The 16,452-nt window shown below is 46.5% G+C and carries 19 protein-coding genes; 15 read left to right on the top strand and 4 right to left on the bottom strand.

Features of this window, described 5'->3' with window-relative positions; genetic code table 11:
* Positions 1–2 precede the first annotated feature (2 nt).
* The 7 genes from AC9UCN_RS00695 (at position 3) to AC9UCN_RS00665 (ending at position 4,832) form a co-directional block, all read left to right on the top strand.
* Positions 3–1,418, top strand: coding sequence for a CCA tRNA nucleotidyltransferase (locus AC9UCN_RS00695; protein ID WP_509522872.1), 1,416 nt, complete (start codon positions 3–5; stop codon positions 1,416–1,418).
* Between the two features lie 123 nt (positions 1,419–1,541).
* On the top strand, positions 1,542–2,015 hold the full coding sequence (gene rpsF, locus AC9UCN_RS00690) for a 30S ribosomal protein S6 (RefSeq protein ID WP_509522871.1): 474 nt from the start codon (positions 1,542–1,544) through the stop codon (positions 2,013–2,015).
* A gap of 2 nt (positions 2,016–2,017) precedes the next feature.
* A complete protein-coding gene (ssb, locus tag AC9UCN_RS00685; RefSeq protein ID WP_509522870.1) occupies positions 2,018–2,524 on the top strand; it encodes a single-stranded DNA-binding protein in 507 nt (168 codons plus the stop codon).
* Between the two features lie 23 nt (positions 2,525–2,547).
* A complete protein-coding gene (rpsR, locus tag AC9UCN_RS00680) occupies positions 2,548–2,805 on the top strand; it encodes a 30S ribosomal protein S18 (RefSeq protein WP_506557816.1) in 258 nt (85 codons plus the stop codon).
* A gap of 11 nt (positions 2,806–2,816) precedes the next feature.
* Entirely contained in the window at positions 2,817–3,269 is a 453-nt protein-coding gene (gene rplI / locus AC9UCN_RS00675) for a 50S ribosomal protein L9 (protein WP_509522869.1), read from the top strand.
* 61 nt (positions 3,270–3,330) lie between these two features.
* The gene (locus AC9UCN_RS00670; RefSeq protein ID WP_509522868.1) at positions 3,331–4,089 is read left to right on the top strand and encodes an ABC transporter permease; all 759 of its coding nucleotides are present in this window, start codon (positions 3,331–3,333) and stop codon (positions 4,087–4,089) included.
* Between the two features lie 2 nt (positions 4,090–4,091).
* On the top strand, positions 4,092–4,832 hold the full coding sequence (locus AC9UCN_RS00665; protein ID WP_509522867.1) for an ABC transporter ATP-binding protein: 741 nt from the start codon (positions 4,092–4,094) through the stop codon (positions 4,830–4,832).
* A gap of 21 nt (positions 4,833–4,853) precedes the next feature.
* Here AC9UCN_RS00665 and rfbB read toward each other — a convergent pair whose 3' ends face one another.
* Positions 4,854–5,801, bottom strand: coding sequence for a dTDP-glucose 4,6-dehydratase (gene rfbB, locus AC9UCN_RS00660; RefSeq protein WP_509522866.1), 948 nt, complete (start codon positions 5,799–5,801; stop codon positions 4,854–4,856).
* An 85-nt stretch (positions 5,802–5,886) separates the two neighbouring features.
* On the opposite strand from rfbB, the gene rfbA reads away from it, so the two are divergent.
* Complete coding sequence (gene rfbA / locus AC9UCN_RS00655; protein ID WP_509523638.1) at positions 5,887–6,747, top strand: glucose-1-phosphate thymidylyltransferase RfbA; 861 nt, start codon at positions 5,887–5,889, stop codon at positions 6,745–6,747.
* Here rfbA and rfbD read toward each other — a convergent pair.
* Entirely contained in the window at positions 6,736–7,569 is an 834-nt protein-coding gene (gene rfbD / locus AC9UCN_RS00650) for a dTDP-4-dehydrorhamnose reductase (protein ID WP_509522865.1), read from the bottom strand. The two genes, rfbA and rfbD, sit on opposite strands and share 12 nt — an antisense overlap.
* Positions 7,570–7,621: 52 nt before the next feature.
* Between rfbD and AC9UCN_RS00645 the strand changes: the two genes are divergently transcribed.
* Together AC9UCN_RS00645 and AC9UCN_RS00640 are read left to right on the top strand one after the other, a co-directional pair.
* Complete coding sequence (locus AC9UCN_RS00645; protein ID WP_509522864.1) at positions 7,622–8,194, top strand: dTDP-4-dehydrorhamnose 3,5-epimerase family protein; 573 nt, start codon at positions 7,622–7,624, stop codon at positions 8,192–8,194.
* A 54-nt stretch (positions 8,195–8,248) separates the two neighbouring features.
* The gene (locus tag AC9UCN_RS00640; RefSeq protein ID WP_509522863.1) at positions 8,249–9,166 is read left to right on the top strand and encodes a glycosyltransferase family 2 protein; all 918 of its coding nucleotides are present in this window, start codon (positions 8,249–8,251) and stop codon (positions 9,164–9,166) included.
* Here the strand turns inward: AC9UCN_RS00640 and AC9UCN_RS00635 are convergent.
* Positions 9,111–10,178, bottom strand: a complete 1,068-nt coding sequence (locus AC9UCN_RS00635) for a glycosyltransferase family 2 protein (protein ID WP_509522862.1) — start codon at positions 10,176–10,178, stop codon at positions 9,111–9,113. The genes AC9UCN_RS00640 and AC9UCN_RS00635 overlap by 56 nt on opposite strands.
* A gap of 148 nt (positions 10,179–10,326) precedes the next feature.
* Between AC9UCN_RS00635 and AC9UCN_RS00630 the strand changes: the two genes are divergently transcribed.
* The 5 genes from AC9UCN_RS00630 (at position 10,327) to AC9UCN_RS00610 (ending at position 15,026) form a co-directional block, all read left to right on the top strand.
* Positions 10,327–11,616, top strand: coding sequence for a glycosyltransferase (locus AC9UCN_RS00630; RefSeq protein WP_509522861.1), 1,290 nt, complete (start codon positions 10,327–10,329; stop codon positions 11,614–11,616).
* Positions 11,617–11,643: 27 nt separating this feature from the next.
* Positions 11,644–12,609: a hypothetical protein gene (locus AC9UCN_RS00625; protein ID WP_509522860.1), complete on the top strand. Its 966-nt coding sequence runs from the start codon at positions 11,644–11,646 to the stop codon at positions 12,607–12,609.
* A gap of 307 nt (positions 12,610–12,916) precedes the next feature.
* On the top strand, positions 12,917–14,272 hold the full coding sequence (gene dnaB, locus AC9UCN_RS00620; RefSeq protein ID WP_509522859.1) for a replicative DNA helicase: 1,356 nt from the start codon (positions 12,917–12,919) through the stop codon (positions 14,270–14,272).
* Between the two features lie 13 nt (positions 14,273–14,285).
* Entirely contained in the window at positions 14,286–14,798 is a 513-nt protein-coding gene (locus AC9UCN_RS00615; RefSeq protein ID WP_509522858.1) for a hypothetical protein, read from the top strand.
* A gap of 15 nt (positions 14,799–14,813) precedes the next feature.
* Positions 14,814–15,026 carry a hypothetical protein gene (locus AC9UCN_RS00610; protein ID WP_509522857.1) on the top strand — a complete coding sequence of 71 codons (213 nt, stop codon included), beginning with the start codon at positions 14,814–14,816 and terminating at the stop codon, positions 15,024–15,026.
* Here the strand turns inward: AC9UCN_RS00610 and purB are convergent.
* Positions 15,023–16,420: an adenylosuccinate lyase gene (purB, locus tag AC9UCN_RS00605; RefSeq protein ID WP_509522856.1), complete on the bottom strand. Its 1,398-nt coding sequence runs from the start codon at positions 16,418–16,420 to the stop codon at positions 15,023–15,025. The two genes, AC9UCN_RS00610 and purB, sit on opposite strands and share 4 nt — an antisense overlap.
* Between the last annotated feature and the right edge of the window lie 32 nt (positions 16,421–16,452).

The following is a 16,452-nucleotide window of genomic DNA, read 5'->3' as shown; positions in this document are numbered from 1 at the left end:
GTATGCAAACTTCCGACGCCATGAAAAACCTTGAGCGCGTTACAAAAACACCGCTTCTTGATTCGCTCGGAGCGATGTTTGAAAGCGCAGGGTATGAGCTAGCCCTTGTCGGAGGACCGGTTAGAGATGCAATTCTTGGTCGAGTAGCACCTGATGTTGACCTAACCACGAACGCCACACCAGAACAAATTCTTGAAATCATCAAAGGCAAAGTCGATACCCACTGGGAAATCGGAAAAGAATTTGGAACCATCGGTTGCCGAATCGGCGACAATCAAATTGAAATTACAACTTATCGAACCGATAAATACGACGCTGACTCAAGAAAACCAGAAGTAAAATTCGGAACCGATTTGAAGCATGATCTACAACGCCGTGACTTCACCGTAAACTCCATGGCTTTAACTCTTCCTGCCAGGGAGTTTGTTGACCCATTTGGAGGCCTGCGTGATCTGGGCGACAAGGTGCTCAAAACCCCAGGTAAGCCAGAAGACTCCTTTGGCGACGATCCCTTACGCATGCTCCGCGGAGCCAGGTTTGCATCTCAACTTGGGTTTGAAATTGAACCTGCAACATTTGAGGCAATGCATTCAATGCGCCAAAGACTCGAGATCGTCTCTGCAGAAAGAATTCAAGTTGAATTACAAAAACTTATGCTTGGAGCAAATCCAAGAAAGGGTCTTGAGGCACTAGTTGATTCGGGACTTGCAGGAATAGTCTTGCCGGAGCTTCCAGCCCTAAAGCTAGAAACCGACGAGCATCACCACCATAAAGATGTCTATGAACACACCCTCACTGTTGTCGAGCAAGCAATCGACTACGAAAAGGATTACAACCTAGAGCCGGATTTCGTGTTGCGATTTGCAGCCCTGCTACACGACATCGGAAAACCAGCAACAAGAAAGCTAGAACCAGGCGGAGCAGTTAGTTTCTACCACCACGATGTGGTGGGAGCAAAACTTGCTTCAAAAAGAATGAAGGCGCTTCGTTTCGATAACGACACTACAAAAGCCGTATCCAAGCTCGTTGAGCTTCACTTGCGGTTCTTTGGCTACAGCGATCAATCCTGGACCGATGCCGCAATAAGAAGGTATGTGCGCGATGCCGGAGAGCAGTTGGTTCGACTGCATATTCTTACCCGCTCAGATGTAACTACAAGAAATAAGCGCAAAGCTGACCAGCTTTCCCACGCCTATGACGATCTTGAGAAAAGAATTGCAATTGTCATGGAGCAAGAAGAGCTCAATGCCATGAGGCCTGATCTAACTGGCGAGGAGATTATGGAGATTTTGAATCTGAAGCCAGGTCCAAAGGTGGGCAAGGCTTATAAGTACCTTTTGGAGCTTCGGATTGAAAATGGCCCCCTAGGTCCAGAGGCCGCCAAGAAGGCCTTGCTGGAGTGGCACTCCAAGGGCTAGACTCGTGAAGTTGCCTAGATTTTGGGTCTGAAACAGAGAACTGAAATCAAGAAAACAGATGCCACATACCCTCCTGTCATGGAACGTCCATGGCCGCTCTAGTCCAAAGGAGGTGGGTTAGCTATGCATCAGTATGAAGTAATGGTAATTCTCGACCCAACAGTTGAGGAAAAGACCGTTGAACCATCAATCCAGAAGTTCCTCAAAGTCATCACTGACGCCAAGGGAACAATCGACACTCTTTCCATTTGGGGAAGACGCCGCTTGGCTTACGAAATCAAGAAGCAGACCGAAGGTATCTACGCAGTCATCAACATGACCGCTCCTTCAGAAGCCGTTATTGAGCTCGACCGTCAGCTAAACATTTCAGAAGCCGTAATGCGCACCAAGGTATTGCGTGCAGAAGATGTTCAGTTCACCATCACACCTATTGAGTACTCTCCAGAGCGTCCGGCCCGCAAGCCATATGCCAAAAAGGGTGACTCGGATTCAAGATCTGACTCTCGTTCAGAGGGACGTTCAGATTCTCGTTCAGACAGCAAGACTTCATACAAGAAGGAAGAAGCTGTGGCTGAAGTAGCAGCGGTGGTTGAGTAATCATGGCTGGAGAAGTAAACATCACAGTAGTTGGCAACCTAGCTGACGATCCAGAACTTCGTTACACCCAAGGCGGCATCGCTGTTTGCAGCGTGCGAGTTGGTTCAACTCCTCGAGCTTTGAACAAAACCACAAACACCTGGGAAGATGGCGAAACTGTTTGGGTTCGTTGCACCGCTTGGCGTGAACTTGCAGAAAACGTAGCTCAGAGCCTAACCAAGGGATCCCGCGTTGTAGTTTCTGGTCGCCTGAAGGCACCTTCTGCTTACCAGAGTGCTCAGGGAGAATCTCGCGCATCTCTAGAGATGGAAATCGAAGAAATCGGTCCATCGCTTAGATATGCAACCGCAGCTGTTACCCGTCGCGCCCGCGAGGGTGGACCAGCTGGTGGAGCCGCACAGGTTCAATCAGATCCATGGGCAAACACCCCAGCTGCTCCGGCAGCTGCCAAGGCCGATGACGGCTGGGCTAACCCAGGTGCACCTGCATCCGACGACACACCTTTTTAAAGATTAGAAACTAGGAGAAATAAATGGCTGGAAAAACCGACCCACGTCGTAAACCAACTAGAAACTCGAAGCTAGACAAACTAGCTCCAGTTAAGTTCATGAAGGTTGGCATCATTGATTACAAAGATGTTGCAACTCTAAGAAAGTTCATCTCTGATCGCGGAAAGATCCGCGCTCGCAGAATCACTGGCGTCTCTGTTCAAGAGCAGCGCCTAATTGCAACCGCTATCAAGAACGCACGCGAGATGGCCTTGTTGCCATACGCTGGCGCTGGCCGCTAAGGAGAAACCACATGTCAAAGATCATTCTTACCAATGAGGTTTCTGGCCTTGGCTCCGCTGGAGACGTTGTTGAAGTAAAAAACGGTTACGCACGCAATTACCTACTGCCTAGAGGATTTGCCGTTACTTGGAGCAAGGGTGGAGAGAAGCAAGTTAGCTCTATCCGTGCAGCTCGTGACGCACGTCAACTAGCAACACTTGAAGAAGCACAAACTCTAAAGGCAAGACTTGAAGAGGGTTCCGTGAAGCTTGCAGTTAAAGCTGGCGTTGGCGGAAGACTGTTTGGTTCTGTGAAGACTGGCGACATTGCGTCTGCTGTTTCAGAAGCTGGCCTTGGTCAGATCGACAAGCGCAAAGTTGAAATCCCAAACCCGATTCGCTCCGTTGGTGAGTACCTAGCAACCGTTAGATTACACGGTGACCTAGTTGCAACCATCAAGCTAAAAGTTGTAGCCAAGAAGTAAACTGCTATTGCTTTAGGTCTATAAAGTTTCTGCACTCTAACTAAGAGGAGAGTCAAAACAGGTGAGAAAAACGCTTGGAATTGGCTTGATGCTTGGCTGGCAAGATATTAGACAGTCATACCGAAGAAGTGTTTTTGGTCAGCTTTGGATAACTATCGGTATGGCAGTAACCATTTCTGCTATTGGAATTGTCTTCGGAACGATTTTCAACACGCCACTAGAAGTGTTTCTTCCTTACCTGGCTTCTGGACTAATTACTTGGGGTTTGATTGCCGGAATTCTAAATGAAGGCAACCAGGCATTTATCGTCGCAGAGGCGATGATCAAGCAGCTACCGCTACCAAAGATTGTTTATGTAGTTCGCGTTGTTTGGCGGAACATTATTGTTTCTGCTCACAACATCGTGATTATGCCAGTTGTGATTCTTATCTTTGGCGGTGGAGTTACGTGGGCATTACTGTTATGGCCGCTTGGCGTATTGCTGGCCGTGTTCGCATTGTCTGGAATGGCAATGATTTTTGGAATTGTGGCAACAAGGTTTAGAGACCTCCCTCAAATTATCAGCGCTGCTTTGACCGTTGCTTTCTACATAACACCGGTTATCTGGATCAAAGAAAGTCTTGGAGACAATGAACTGGTTGAGGCCATCGTGAGCCTAAATCCGCTGTATCACATTTTGCAGGTGATGAGACTTCCATTGATCAGTCAGTACCCTTCTCTTGAAAACTGGATATGGGTTGTGGCGTTGGGTATAGCCCTGTGGATAATAGGACTTCTGTTATTCAAGAAGTACGAAAAAAGAATTGCGTATTGGGTATAGACATGGCGCACATAAGACTAAAGAACGCATCCGTAGTGCTTCCCATTTACAACTCTTCTGCCAGATCGCTGACTAATACTCTCGTGAGTGCTGCTACCGGAGGAGCCCTAACTGCTCAACGAGGCGGCCACCTCAGTATCGAAGCCTTGAAAGAATTGAATCTTGAAATCAAATCTGGTGACAGGGTTGGAATAATCGGTCACAACGGTGCCGGAAAAAGCACTCTATTAAGACTTTTTACTGGAGTGTTCGAGCCAAGCTCTGGAACGGTTGAGAGATCAGGCACCATTTCATCCTTGGTGGATATCTCTCTTGGCATTAATCCAGAAAACACCGGTAGGGAAAACATTCTTCTTCGTGGAAAGCTCATGGGTCTTTCAAAGAAACAAATCAATCAAAAGATTGACGAAATCATTGAGTTCTCCGAACTTGGCGATTACGTGAATTTGCCAGTTCGCATTTACAGCTCCGGAATGCTTCTGAGATTGGCTTTTTCTGTTTCGACCTCAATGTCTGCAGACATCCTAATTATGGATGAGTGGCTTTCTGTGGGAGATGGGGCTTTTGCTGATCGGGCAAGCAAGAGACTACAAGATTTAGTTAATCAGTCAGAAATACTTGTTATTGCAAGCCACAACAAAGAGTTAATCGAGCAAACATGCAACAAGGTCGTGTGGATGGAACACGGAGTCATGAAAAAAGTTGGCCCCACTAAGGAAATTGTCCAAGACTATTTCGGCTAGTAACTTTTCTGGTCAGCCACGTCACTTGGCCGCGTAGAATCCCACCGTCTCAGCTAGCTTTTCCTCAAAGTTTCCATGTTTTGGTTTCCACCCAAGCTCAGCTTCTGTCGCTGAAGCATCAATCGCATATCTCAAATCGTGCCCTGGACGATCACCAATAAATTCAATCCAGTCCTTCGGTTTGCCCATGATTTCAAGCAACGCTTGAACAACCTTCAGGTTCGAGCGTTGATTATCTGCACCAAGGAGGTAGGTCTCACCGATTACACCCTTATCAATAACAGTCCAAACACCATCGTTGTGATCATCGACGTGAATCCAGTCCCTAATGTTTGCTCCATTGCCATAAAGCTCAGGCTTGGCTCCGGAGTTGATTAGGCCAATCATGCGAGGAATCAACTTTTCTTCGTGCTGGTATGGGCCAAAGTTGTTGCTGCAGTTAGAGATTGTTGCCCGAAGGCCAAAAGAACGAACCCAGGCCCTAACCAGGTGATCACTCGAAGCCTTGGAAGCAGAGTAAGGAGACGAGGGATTGTATGGGGTGTCTCTAGTGAACTTGTCCGTTCCATCAAGTGCCAAGTCACCAAAGACCTCATCGGTTGAAACGTGGTGCATTCGAACACTGTTTTTGACACACGCTTGAATGAGTTCGAAAGTTCCGAAAACGTTTGTCTCAATAAACGGCCGCGGGGATTTCAATGAATTATCGTTATGACTTTCGGCAGCGAAATGAACAACGACGTCCGCCTTTGACACCACAGATTCGACAATGTCTGGGTTGCATATATCTCCCTGAACAAACTCGAATTTACCTTCAAGGTCTTCTAGGTTTGAAAGACGCCCAGCATAGGTAAGAGAATCTAGAACAGTAATTTTTACATCGGGGCGAGTTGCTAGCGTCCTGCGGACGAAGTTTGAGCCGATAAATCCAGCTCCACCGGTGACAACAACCTTCAAAATGCCTCCCACGACTCTGTAATAGGCTATCAGAAGAGCGATTCATGTTTCAGGGCAAATGCTAAGCGCTGGAACCTTTAGCGCGGTGAAGGGAAAAATGAAGGGCATAATTCTTGCCGGCGGATCCGGAACCAGGCTCTACCCTCTCACTATCGCAACCTCTAAACAACTCATGCCGGTGTACGACAAGCCGATGATTTACTATCCGTTGAGCACACTGATGCTTGCGGGAATTGTTGAGATTCTGATTATCACAACACCTCACGAAGCCGAGCAGTTTAAGAGACTTTTAAAAGATGGTTCGCAGTGGGGTATAAAAATCAGCTATGCAGAACAACCAGAACCTAAGGGCCTCGCTGATGCATTTGTTATAGGTGAAAGGTTCATTGATGGTGACAATGTCGCTCTGGTTCTTGGGGACAACATTTTCTATGGCAGCGGCCTAGGTTCAACACTTAGCCGCATGAAGAGCCGCCCTGGCGCAACAGTATTTGCCCACCGAGTAACGAACCCGCAGGACTATGGAGTCATCGAGTTTGATGAATCAGGCAAAGTACTTTCGATTGAAGAAAAACCAGCCAAACCGAAGAGTAAATATGTCATTCCAGGCCTATATTTCTACGATCACAAAGTTTCTGAGATTGCAAAGAACCTCATACCTTCGGCCCGCGGAGAAATTGAAATATCAGACCTTAACAAGGCCTATCTGGACAAAGGTGAATTGCAGGTTGAAAAACTCGATCGTGGAACCGCTTGGCTAGACACGGGTAGCATCGATTCTCTCCATGAAGCCGCAGAATTTGTAAAAGTAATTGAACACAGACAGGGAACAAAAATCTCTGTTCCAGAAGAAATTGCCTGGCGACTTGGTTACATCGACGATTCCCAACTAAAAGCAGAGGCGCATCGTTTTCTCAAGTCGGGTTATGGCAAGTACCTGATGGATCTACTTCAATAACCCCAAGACATCGTCTTTGGCTACAAGCCAACGATCTTTCCAATCGGCAATCGGTGTGACTAAATTGCTTGAGTTGTCCAAAACACTATATTTTGGTCGCCTTGCTGCCGTTACAAACTCGCCACTAGAAACTGGCTCAATCGGGTACTCACCAACTATTTCAGTTGCAAAATCAAACCAACTTGCTTTACCCGAAGATACGGAGTGGACAATGGCCGGTGCTTTCTCTAGTTGGGCGAAACTAAGAATCTGTTCCGCTAGATCTTTGGTCCAAGTCGGTTGTCCAAACTGATCGTTTACGACCCTTAGTGGATCACCATGCAAAGCCTTCTCGTGCATAACCTTTGGAAAGCATCTTCCGTGTGCGCCATAGAGCCAGGCAGTTCTGAAAATTGTGTAATTAGCTCCTGAGTCTTCAACTAGCTTTTCGCCGAGTAACTTGGAGTGGCCATATGCGCCTTGTGGATTTGGAATCGCATCAGTTGCGTATGGAACATCTGAGTTGCCATCAAAAACGTAATCGGTAGATAGGTGAAGAAACTTGGCGCCAACAATTTTGGAAGCACTGGCTAGCTTGCCCGCGTAATCACCATTTACAAGGTTGGCAAGTGTAATTTCTGATTCAGCCTTATCTACCGCGGTGTAAGCAACAGCATTTACTACAGCATCAAAACTTTCCAGCTGACGAGCAATTATTTCGATTGAATCATCTAGATTCAGCGTCTCGCGATTAAAGCCCATAACCTCATGGCCTTGATCAGCCAGAACGAGCGTCATCTCTGAACCGAACATTCCGCGATTTCCGATCACAGCAAATCGCATGGAAATCCCTTCGTTCGGTAGTCTTAGGATAATCAAACTATCAGAGGGACAAATGAGCTTCACACCGCTTAGCATCCAAGGTTCCTGGGTTTTCACACCTAAAAAATTTGACGATGACCGTGGCTCGTTCCATGAGGTATTCAAACTGTCCTCAATATCGGAAACTCTAGGATTTGATTTTCACGTAAAGCAGGTCAATCAATCTGTTTCGAAAGCCGGTGTTATTCGCGGCATTCATTGGGCGGATGTTCCTCCAGGGCAAGCGAAGTATGTGTTCTGCCCCAGAGGGTCAATCTGGGACATTGTCGTTGACATTAGAGTTGGCTCTCCAACGTTTGGCAAATGGGACGCCGATGTGATCTCAGAACAAAACGGGAAAGCCGTACTTATCCAAGAAGGCCTAGGACATGTATTTCTCACCCTTGAAGACAACACAGTTGTTAATTACCTCTGCAACGAACCGTACAACCCAACTGGCGAGCACGAGATAAATCCACTGGACGAAAAGATTGGAATCCCATTTGCTGACAAATGGAGCACATCAGAATTTTTGACCAGCCCAAAGGACACGAACGCATTTTCCTTGGCCGAGGCAAGTGTAGAAGGACTTCTTCCAAAGTATTAAACCCAGGCCCAGGTATCAAAAAACTGGAATTCTCAGGCGACAGGGAGGTGTGACTTGTTAGTTTCTTCAGTGCTTGGTTATCTGGGTCGCAAGATAGACACCAGAAGCTGGCGACTTTCAAACCTGGTTAGCTTCGATAACGATCACGACACTCGCTCCACCACCACAAGACTTGAACCTAAAGTTTCAATCATTATTCCAACTAGAGACAAGCCGAAGCTGCTTCGCGTTTGCATTGAGTCAATTCGAGAAAATACGAGTTATTTGAACTACGATCTTTTAATAGTTGACAACTCTTCAATCGAGCCTGAAACAAAAGACCTTCTAGCCCAATTTGAATCCGAAGGGGTTTCAATCTTGAAATACCCTGGAGTCTTCAACTACTCGGCAATCTGCAACTTTGCTGCTACTAAGGCCACAGGCGATTATCTTTGCTTTCTCAACAACGACACTGAAGTGATCTCCAAAAACTGGCTCAGTTGCATGGTCGAACACGCATCCGTAAGTAGTGCTGGGTTAGTGGGTGCCGTTCTTAGCTATCCAAATGGATCCATTCAACACACAGGGATAGCTCTGGGTTACACCGGCATTGCGGGTCACCCATATCGCGGTGAATCTAGAAAAGATTGTGTTCCAGAAAGTTGCTTCCAAGTCAGTGCAGTAACTTTTGCCTGCGCGCTGATCTCGGCAAGTAAATTCCGAGAAATAGGGGCACTGGATGAGAAATTCCCATCAGGATTCAACGATGTGGATATTTCTATTCGCAGTTCAAACCATAATTACAACAACATCGTTTGTGTGAAGGCTGAGCTAATTCACCGCGAGGCTCAAACAAGACCAAAGTCTCTGAGTGTTTCGGGTTTCTCAAGAGCAGTAACTGACGTTATTGGAATTCTTCGAAAGCACAGAGCCAGACTTAGAGATCCTTTTTTCGCGGCAGGTACCTACCCACGAACTCACGAAGAGCCTTAGAGGGAAGCCGGGCCAGGACTGACAAAAGGCCAGACCGAAGAATGACCAAGAGGAATAATCTAAGAATTTTCTTGCTGAATTTAACTATCGGAAAAGTTATGAAAAGGTATTTTCTTTTTCCACGGGCCGTGATTTCGTTACTTGATCGCACAATCGACCTGAATTCTTTAAGCCTGGACAATCGCTCTTCATAGTTTTCGCCGCCCTTGAAAGCGGACTCAATTACGTCTCCTGCAAATTGATAGGCGAACCTCTTATACATCAGTTGTCCAAAAACATAGGTTCCTACAACCGAACCTTCCGGGAAGGTTTTCAACAACTTCTTGAAGTAAATGAATCTGCTTCGAGCCATGGATTCTGTGAAAGAAGTACTTGAAGTGTTGATTGTCCAAACCGTTACAGCTTCGGGGGTGAACCTGTTTGAATAGCCAGCCAAGAAGAATCTCAGAAACAGATCATCGTCTTCGAAGCCGCGCAGTTCTGGATCGAAACCACCAACTGCCAAGAAAGCAGTTCTACTTATCAGGGTGGCCGAAGGAACGATAAACATGTTTTTGCCGACCAAAGTATTAAGGCTAGTGTGCGGATGCTTGATTTTCACATTTATAGAGGAGTGCGAAAGGATTTGCCCAGCTTCATTCGATCGCCATAGGTCCCCATAAGAAAAGCCAAATGTCGGGTCTTCGAAATCGGCATTTTCCACAAGGACTTGATTGTGTTTAGGAAGGTAGTAATCGTCCTGATCCAGTAAGCAAATGTAATCTGAGGTTGCTTTGGAAACCCCCAAATTTCTAGCAGCAGACTGGCCGGAGTTTTCTTGGCTTAGGATTTGGAAATTAAAACGCTTTTGGAGACCGACTAGAAACCCTAATTCTTCTTCGCTTGAGCCATCGTTGACCACAATCACTTCGTTAGGCGGCATTGTTTGATTCTGAACACTTTCCAGTGCACGCTCTATCCAACGAGAGCCGTTGTAGAACGCGATGACTACCGAAACACTCGTGCTAGCCAAGAAATCTCCTAGGTTTAGTAGTCGTTTGCCTCACTAAATAATAGCTCATGCGTTACTGGGACTAGGTAGCTCACTTTCCACCACATGCATAAGAAACTTGGAATTTGTGATTCTTGTAAGCTCGTAAGTGATCGGAGGCACGAATTAAGTGAACGACCAGACCGCTAATCTTGCGTGGCTCAGAGTTGGCAGGAAAACATTTGGAAGCCTGGATCTCGGGCTTCATTTGAATACAACCGTTTTTCTTGGACTTTACAAAGGTGAGCAGTACGTCAAGGAGCGTATTCAAGACCTGGAAGCGCAAACCTCCCAGGATTTTTATCTTGTCATTGTTGACAATTGTTCCCCCGGATTTGATTTGGCCACCCTAAGTGACCTTCTTGAATCCTCCAAAAAGTTTGCTAACCGATACAAACTTGTCCAAAACCCAATCAATTTGGGTGGCCTAGGTTCGTTTCAGTTAAATCTGGATTTGGTCCCCACAGCTTGGATCACTTTTTTTCACCAAGATGACAAATACCTGCCTAACCACGTTGAAAGTCACCTACAAGCAATAAAAAGCGGAAATGAATCGCTTAGCTCAGTCTCTACAGATCTAGGTTCACTTAATTCTGAAGGTAAGAAAGTTCCAGTGCCACCAAGGGCAAACTGGTTTATCGACAACAGCAGTGAACAAGCCACTTTTCTTGCCAATGTAGCTGAACAAGTTGTTCCATTTGCGTCGCTGTCAATGCGTAAAGCAATTTTTGAAGCAGACCAAGTCGCGATGCACACCGTTGCCTTCTCTGACTCAGAACAAACACTAAAGGGCCTTATGCGAGGCGAGCATGAGTTTATAAATAAGCAGACTGTCCTATACAGAGAAAACCCAATTAGCGAGTCACACACCCAGGGGGCAAAAGTGAGGACCTTCTCGGCTACCATCGGTCTACTCAAGGTTTTTGCTTCTGATCTGTTTATTGATTACGCTCAAAAAATTTCATCTAATGACCGCGGTCCATTTGTCGCAAAACTAGAAGACGCCATTCGACGCCGAATTCAAGACTCAGCTTTTGCCGATTTGGTTTGGACCACGGCCTTAGAGCAACTAAATGTTGCCTGGCAGTATGAAGAACCAAACAGCACATCAGCTACACGTGATGTTTTCAATTTTTTGGGTGAGTCATACACGCCAGATATTCTCAACGCTATCCTCTCCCAATTAGAAACCGCTAGTCACTATCAGCAAAAAAACACCAATCCTAAATCGCCGAACACTATGGAAACAGCTAAAAACTTAAGTGATTCGACGCAAACTCTACAAAAAAGAAAGTGGACAATTTTGTCTTTGTTGTATCAGTTAGTTGGCCGGTTGCCCTACTTTATGAGGCGAAGAATTTTCAAGCTTTACAACTCGCTAACCTCAAGGTCACAATCAAAACCAAAAGGGACCCTTTAGATAGTGGGAAACTCGCTCAAGACGATAATGCCCCTAGGTCCAAATAGCGGCACGACAACTAAGCCAGATGAAGAGACCTTTGCAGGATTTGTGCAGTCTCTTGGTCGAAACACACCAGAAGGCAGCAATCCAGGTGTCTACGTCTTTCTAGATTTTGACAACGACCCCTCCGACAAGCTACCGAAGAACGATGTAAGAGCGCCTGCTGTATTAGTTCGGCAAGAACCAAGCGTTGTCAGGCCGCAAAACTACAGAACTGATTACCTCAAACACATGAGTATGGTGATTGATGTTGGCCGATCACCCTTTGCGTCAAAGTCCAGAATTAACTGGCCTCAACGTTGGACCTTAGAACACCTAATCTCACCTAAGATCGCCAGCAGTGAAAGAATCGATCGTTTCGCAATAATCAACGCCAACAAAATGAGCTTTGCTAAGGGAGAGCTTTACACCCTCCGCAGAATCGCCGCCCAGAAATCCACAAACATAGATGTCTGGGGTTTTGATTGGGACATGCCTTGGTTTAGAAGGGCCACTAAGGCTTTTGAGGAATTATTGATTCCCCTAAAACATGGTTTTGGAATCAAACCATCTGCGATCCAGGGTTGGTTTAGATCCCCACTTTCTTTCAAGGGAACTAGCGAAGACAAGCTTTCCACCCTGGCTTCCTATAAGTACGCGCTGGTGATTGAAAACAGCATCGAGTACATGTCAGAAAAACTCTTTGATTCTTTGTTTGCCGGCACTTTCCCCATATACGTGGGCCCAAACCCAGTTGATTTTGGAATACCTGAATATGTCGCCATTCACGCAAAGCCCGACATCAATTCGATAATGAAGGCCATTGAGCAAGCTAGGACAATTGACTTGGAATCTTGGAGATCTTCGGTACTTTCCTGGCTAAAGTCTGAAGGTGTTGAACAGGCCTGGTCTGGGCCATTTGTGACTCAGCAAATTATTGACAGAATCGATGAGTCTCTGCGTCCTCTTTAAGTGAGGACAAAGAGGGGCTGTGCAATTTTCTACATTTCTATAGACCCTCAGGGGGGTCTTTAGACTTTCACCCATATTTGTTTTCCACATCCAGTGCCCAACAGATCACTGACTAGTGGCTCCTTTAGCCTTCATTTACCCACAGCTGTCTCCACAGGTAAAGGTCAGTTATTAGAGTGTTTCCCCAGGTTTATCCACAGCTTTATACACACCGTGGCTTTATCGATAGTTGTCAGTGGTGGATGCTAGACAGGTCAGTAAGCGCAAGCTTTTACCCGAAAAACTCATTTCCATTCAGGAGCACTAAATGTCATTGGCGCCAGTACTTCCGGTTGAACCCGGGCGCTCAACTGACCGAGTTTTACCGCACGATCTTCTCGCAGAACAAAGCACTTTGGGTGCCATGCTTCTTTCCCAAGAAGCAGTAGCGGAAGTTTTTGAACATATCCGAGGAAACGATTTCTACGCACCAAAACACCAGATTGTCTTTGATGCATTGCTAACTCTTTACGGAATGGGTGAACCAACCGACGTCATTACCGTTACTGATCAATTAGTAAAAACTGGAACCCTAGTGCGCGCAGGTGGTGCTGACTACCTTCACACACTTACTAGTACTGTTCCAACTGCAGCAAACGCAGCCTTCTACGCAAAGATCGTTCAGGAAAAAGCAACACTACGAAGACTGGTTGAAGTTGGAACAAGAATTGCACAGCTTGGCTACGCCAACGAGGGTGAAGTCGAGTCACTTGTAAACCAAGCGCAGGAAGATGTTTATGCCGTAACTCGCACTGGCTCCAGCGAAGACTATGTTGCACTAAATGACTCCATAGAAGCGGCCATTGCCGAAATTGAAGCAGCATCTGCCAAAGATGGAGATTTGGTTGGTGTTCCAACTGGTTTTACAGAACTTGACGCACTAACAAATGGTTTGCACCCAGGTCAACTAATTATTGTTGCCGCTCGACCTGCGATGGGTAAGTCAACATTTGCGCTTGACCTAGCTCGCAACGCGGCTATCAAGTCAGACAAGCCAACGCTTTTCTTCTCGCTTGAAATGGGTCGAGCAGAAATTGCCATGAGAATGCTTTCTGCGGAATCGATGATTCCGTTGCAGTCAATGCGTAAAGGAAACATCGCAGACAGCGACTGGACCAAGTTGGCACAGGTCCGCGGAAACATCAACGACGCGCCTCTTTACATTGACGATTCACCAAACATGACCCTTGCCGAAATTCGCGCGAAGTGCCGAAGACTTGCAGGGCGAGTTGGTTTGAAGATGGTGATCATCGACTACTTGCAGCTACTTACCTCTGGAAAGAAAGTTGAGTCTAGACAGCAGGAGGTTAGTGAATTCTCTCGTGCTCTCAAGCTGCTCTCGAAAGAACTAGGTATTCCAGTTGTCGCATTGTCACAGCTGAACCGTCAAGCGGAGCAGACAAAGGATAAGAAGCCAGAACTTTCTCACCTACGTGAATCCGGATCGCTGGAACAAGACGCTGACGTTGTTGTTTTGCTTCACCGTGAAGCAGCAGGTGACACCGATCACCCAAGAGCGGGAGAAGCAGACCTTATTCTGGCCAAGCAGCGCTCGGGTCCTACCGGAACAGTCGTTGTTGCCTTCCAGGGTAACTACTCACGCTTTGTAAACATGAAGAACTAGCAAGAATCTCATCTTGCAGAAAGTTTTTGGCGTAAAGGCAGTAATTTTTGTTGCTGTTGGACTTTTTATTACTTTCACTCAGTCGCACTCAGCTTCAACAGGCTTATTCGCCCTAGCTATTTTTGGAATTGGATTAGCGGGAGCTAACATCGCGGCAACCATCTGGGGCGAAAGAAATTACCTATCGGTCGAGTCACTTCCTCTGACTCTTATCTCCTTAGCTGTTGGTTTGTTTGCGGCGCTAATCCCCCAAACCGATCCAACTGCTCAAGCGTTAGCGTTTGTCTACTTAGTCGCTGGCTGGGCAGTTATTGCTGGCGCGCTCGAGCTATATCTTGCAAATCGAAATGGTTTTAGAACACGTGCTGGCAAGGATGGGTTGATCACTGCAGTTCTTGGCTTAGCTCTTGGATTGCTTTTTCTGATTGCACCACTAGATATCGTTAGCGCTGTTGGTTTCTTTGGAGCATATTTAGTTATCTGCGGTGTGCATTTAGGCATTGCTGCTCTAACCCCACAGAAATAGCTTTAGGCTTGGACTATGCCCAAGAAACTTACCGCTTCAACATTTCTAATCCTGTCTGCAGTCGCAGCAGTTTTCGTTGGAATTTTGGTCTTTTTTGGAGTGAGAAAAGTTGACATGGCGCTAATTGCGGCTGGAGTTACATTTATTGTTTCTTTGGTTGGAATAGCAACTCTGGCACTTATGGTTCCGGAGCAAAACAACGATCCAGACAAGCCCGTTCTTCGTTAGATCGACTCAGCTAATTTCTTGGCAAGCCCCGTGTAATCCTTCGGGGACAAGGAAAGCAATCTATCTTTTGATGCCTGAGGGATGTCTAGCTTCAAAACAAAATCAGCTAGATCTTCACGAGTGAGTCTTTTACCTCGACTCAGGTCTTTGAGTAGTTCGTAGGGGTTGGTGATCTCTGACTTACCGCTTGCAACATCGGCGCGAATAACAGTTTGGATAGCCTCTGCTAAAACCTCCCAGTTATCTGCCAAGTCCGCAGCGATTGCTGCGTCAGCAACCTTGATTTCCCCTAGGCCTTTGTGAATGTTATCTATTGCAACCAGCGAGTGACCAAAGCCAACCCCAACGTTTCTTTGTGCTGAGGAGTCAGATAAATCTCTTTGCATACGTGAAGTGACCAAGGTCTGGGCAAGGTTGTCTAGTACGGCGTTGGATAGCTCCAGGTTGGCTTCTGCGTTTTCAAACCTGATTGGGTTGATTTTGTGTGGCATGGTCGAAGAACCGGTTGCGCCCTTTACGGGGATCTGGGTGAAGTAACCAATGGATATGTAACTCCAGATATCGGTAGCTAGGTTGTGCAAGATTCTGTTGAAGTGAGTAACGCTCTGGTAAAGCTCTGCTTGCCAGTCATGCGATTCAATCTGGGTGGTTAGTGGGTTGAACTCAAGACCAAGTGACTCGACAAACTTCTTTGCGAATGCTTGCCAGTCAAAATCAGGTACCGCAACCATGTGTGCGGAGTAGGTTCCAGTAGCGCCAGAGAATTTGCCAAGGTAGCTCGTTTTTTCAATTCGAGCAATTTGTCTTAGGAGCCTGTGAACAAAGACCGCCATTTCTTTACCCATGGTGGTTGGGGTTGCCGGTTGGCCATGTGTTCTAGAAAGCATTGCAACGCCAGCCGAGGACTTAGCTAGTTGGGAAAGTTCTTGAACCAAAGCTTTGGCTTTTGGTAGCCAGACTGTGTTTACGGCTTCCTTGATGGTCAGAGCGTAGGAGAGATTATTGATGTCTTCGCTGGTAGCTGCGAAGTGAGTTAGCTCGTGTAAGTCTTTGCGATCTAGTTTGGTGAGTTTATCTCTAACAAAGTACTCGATTGCTTTGACGTCATGTTTGGTTGTGGCTTCAATAGCGGCCAACGCTTGTACATCTTCGTCACCGAAGTCTTCAAAGGCTTTTCTTAGAGCTTTGGACTGTTCTTCGGTGACATACCTGTCACGACCAAAGATCTCTGAGTTTGCAAGCAGCAAGAGCCATTCGATTTCGACTTGGACCCTAGCTCGGTTTAGACCCGCTTCGGAAAGCAATAGTGAAAGCTCAGAAACGGCCGATGCGTAACGACCGTCTAGCGGGCTAATTGGCTGCGAAGAAAGGCTCACCGAACTATTCTGGCGCATCTAGGGGTGTTATAGCCTTCGGGCTTTCAACA

It is taken from the genome of Rhodoluna sp. (assembly GCF_036721215.1).
Lineage (GTDB): Bacteria > Actinomycetota > Actinomycetes > Actinomycetales > Microbacteriaceae > Rhodoluna.
Note: the sequence above shows the minus strand (reverse complement) of the source record. Positions and strands in the feature narration are given on the sequence as shown.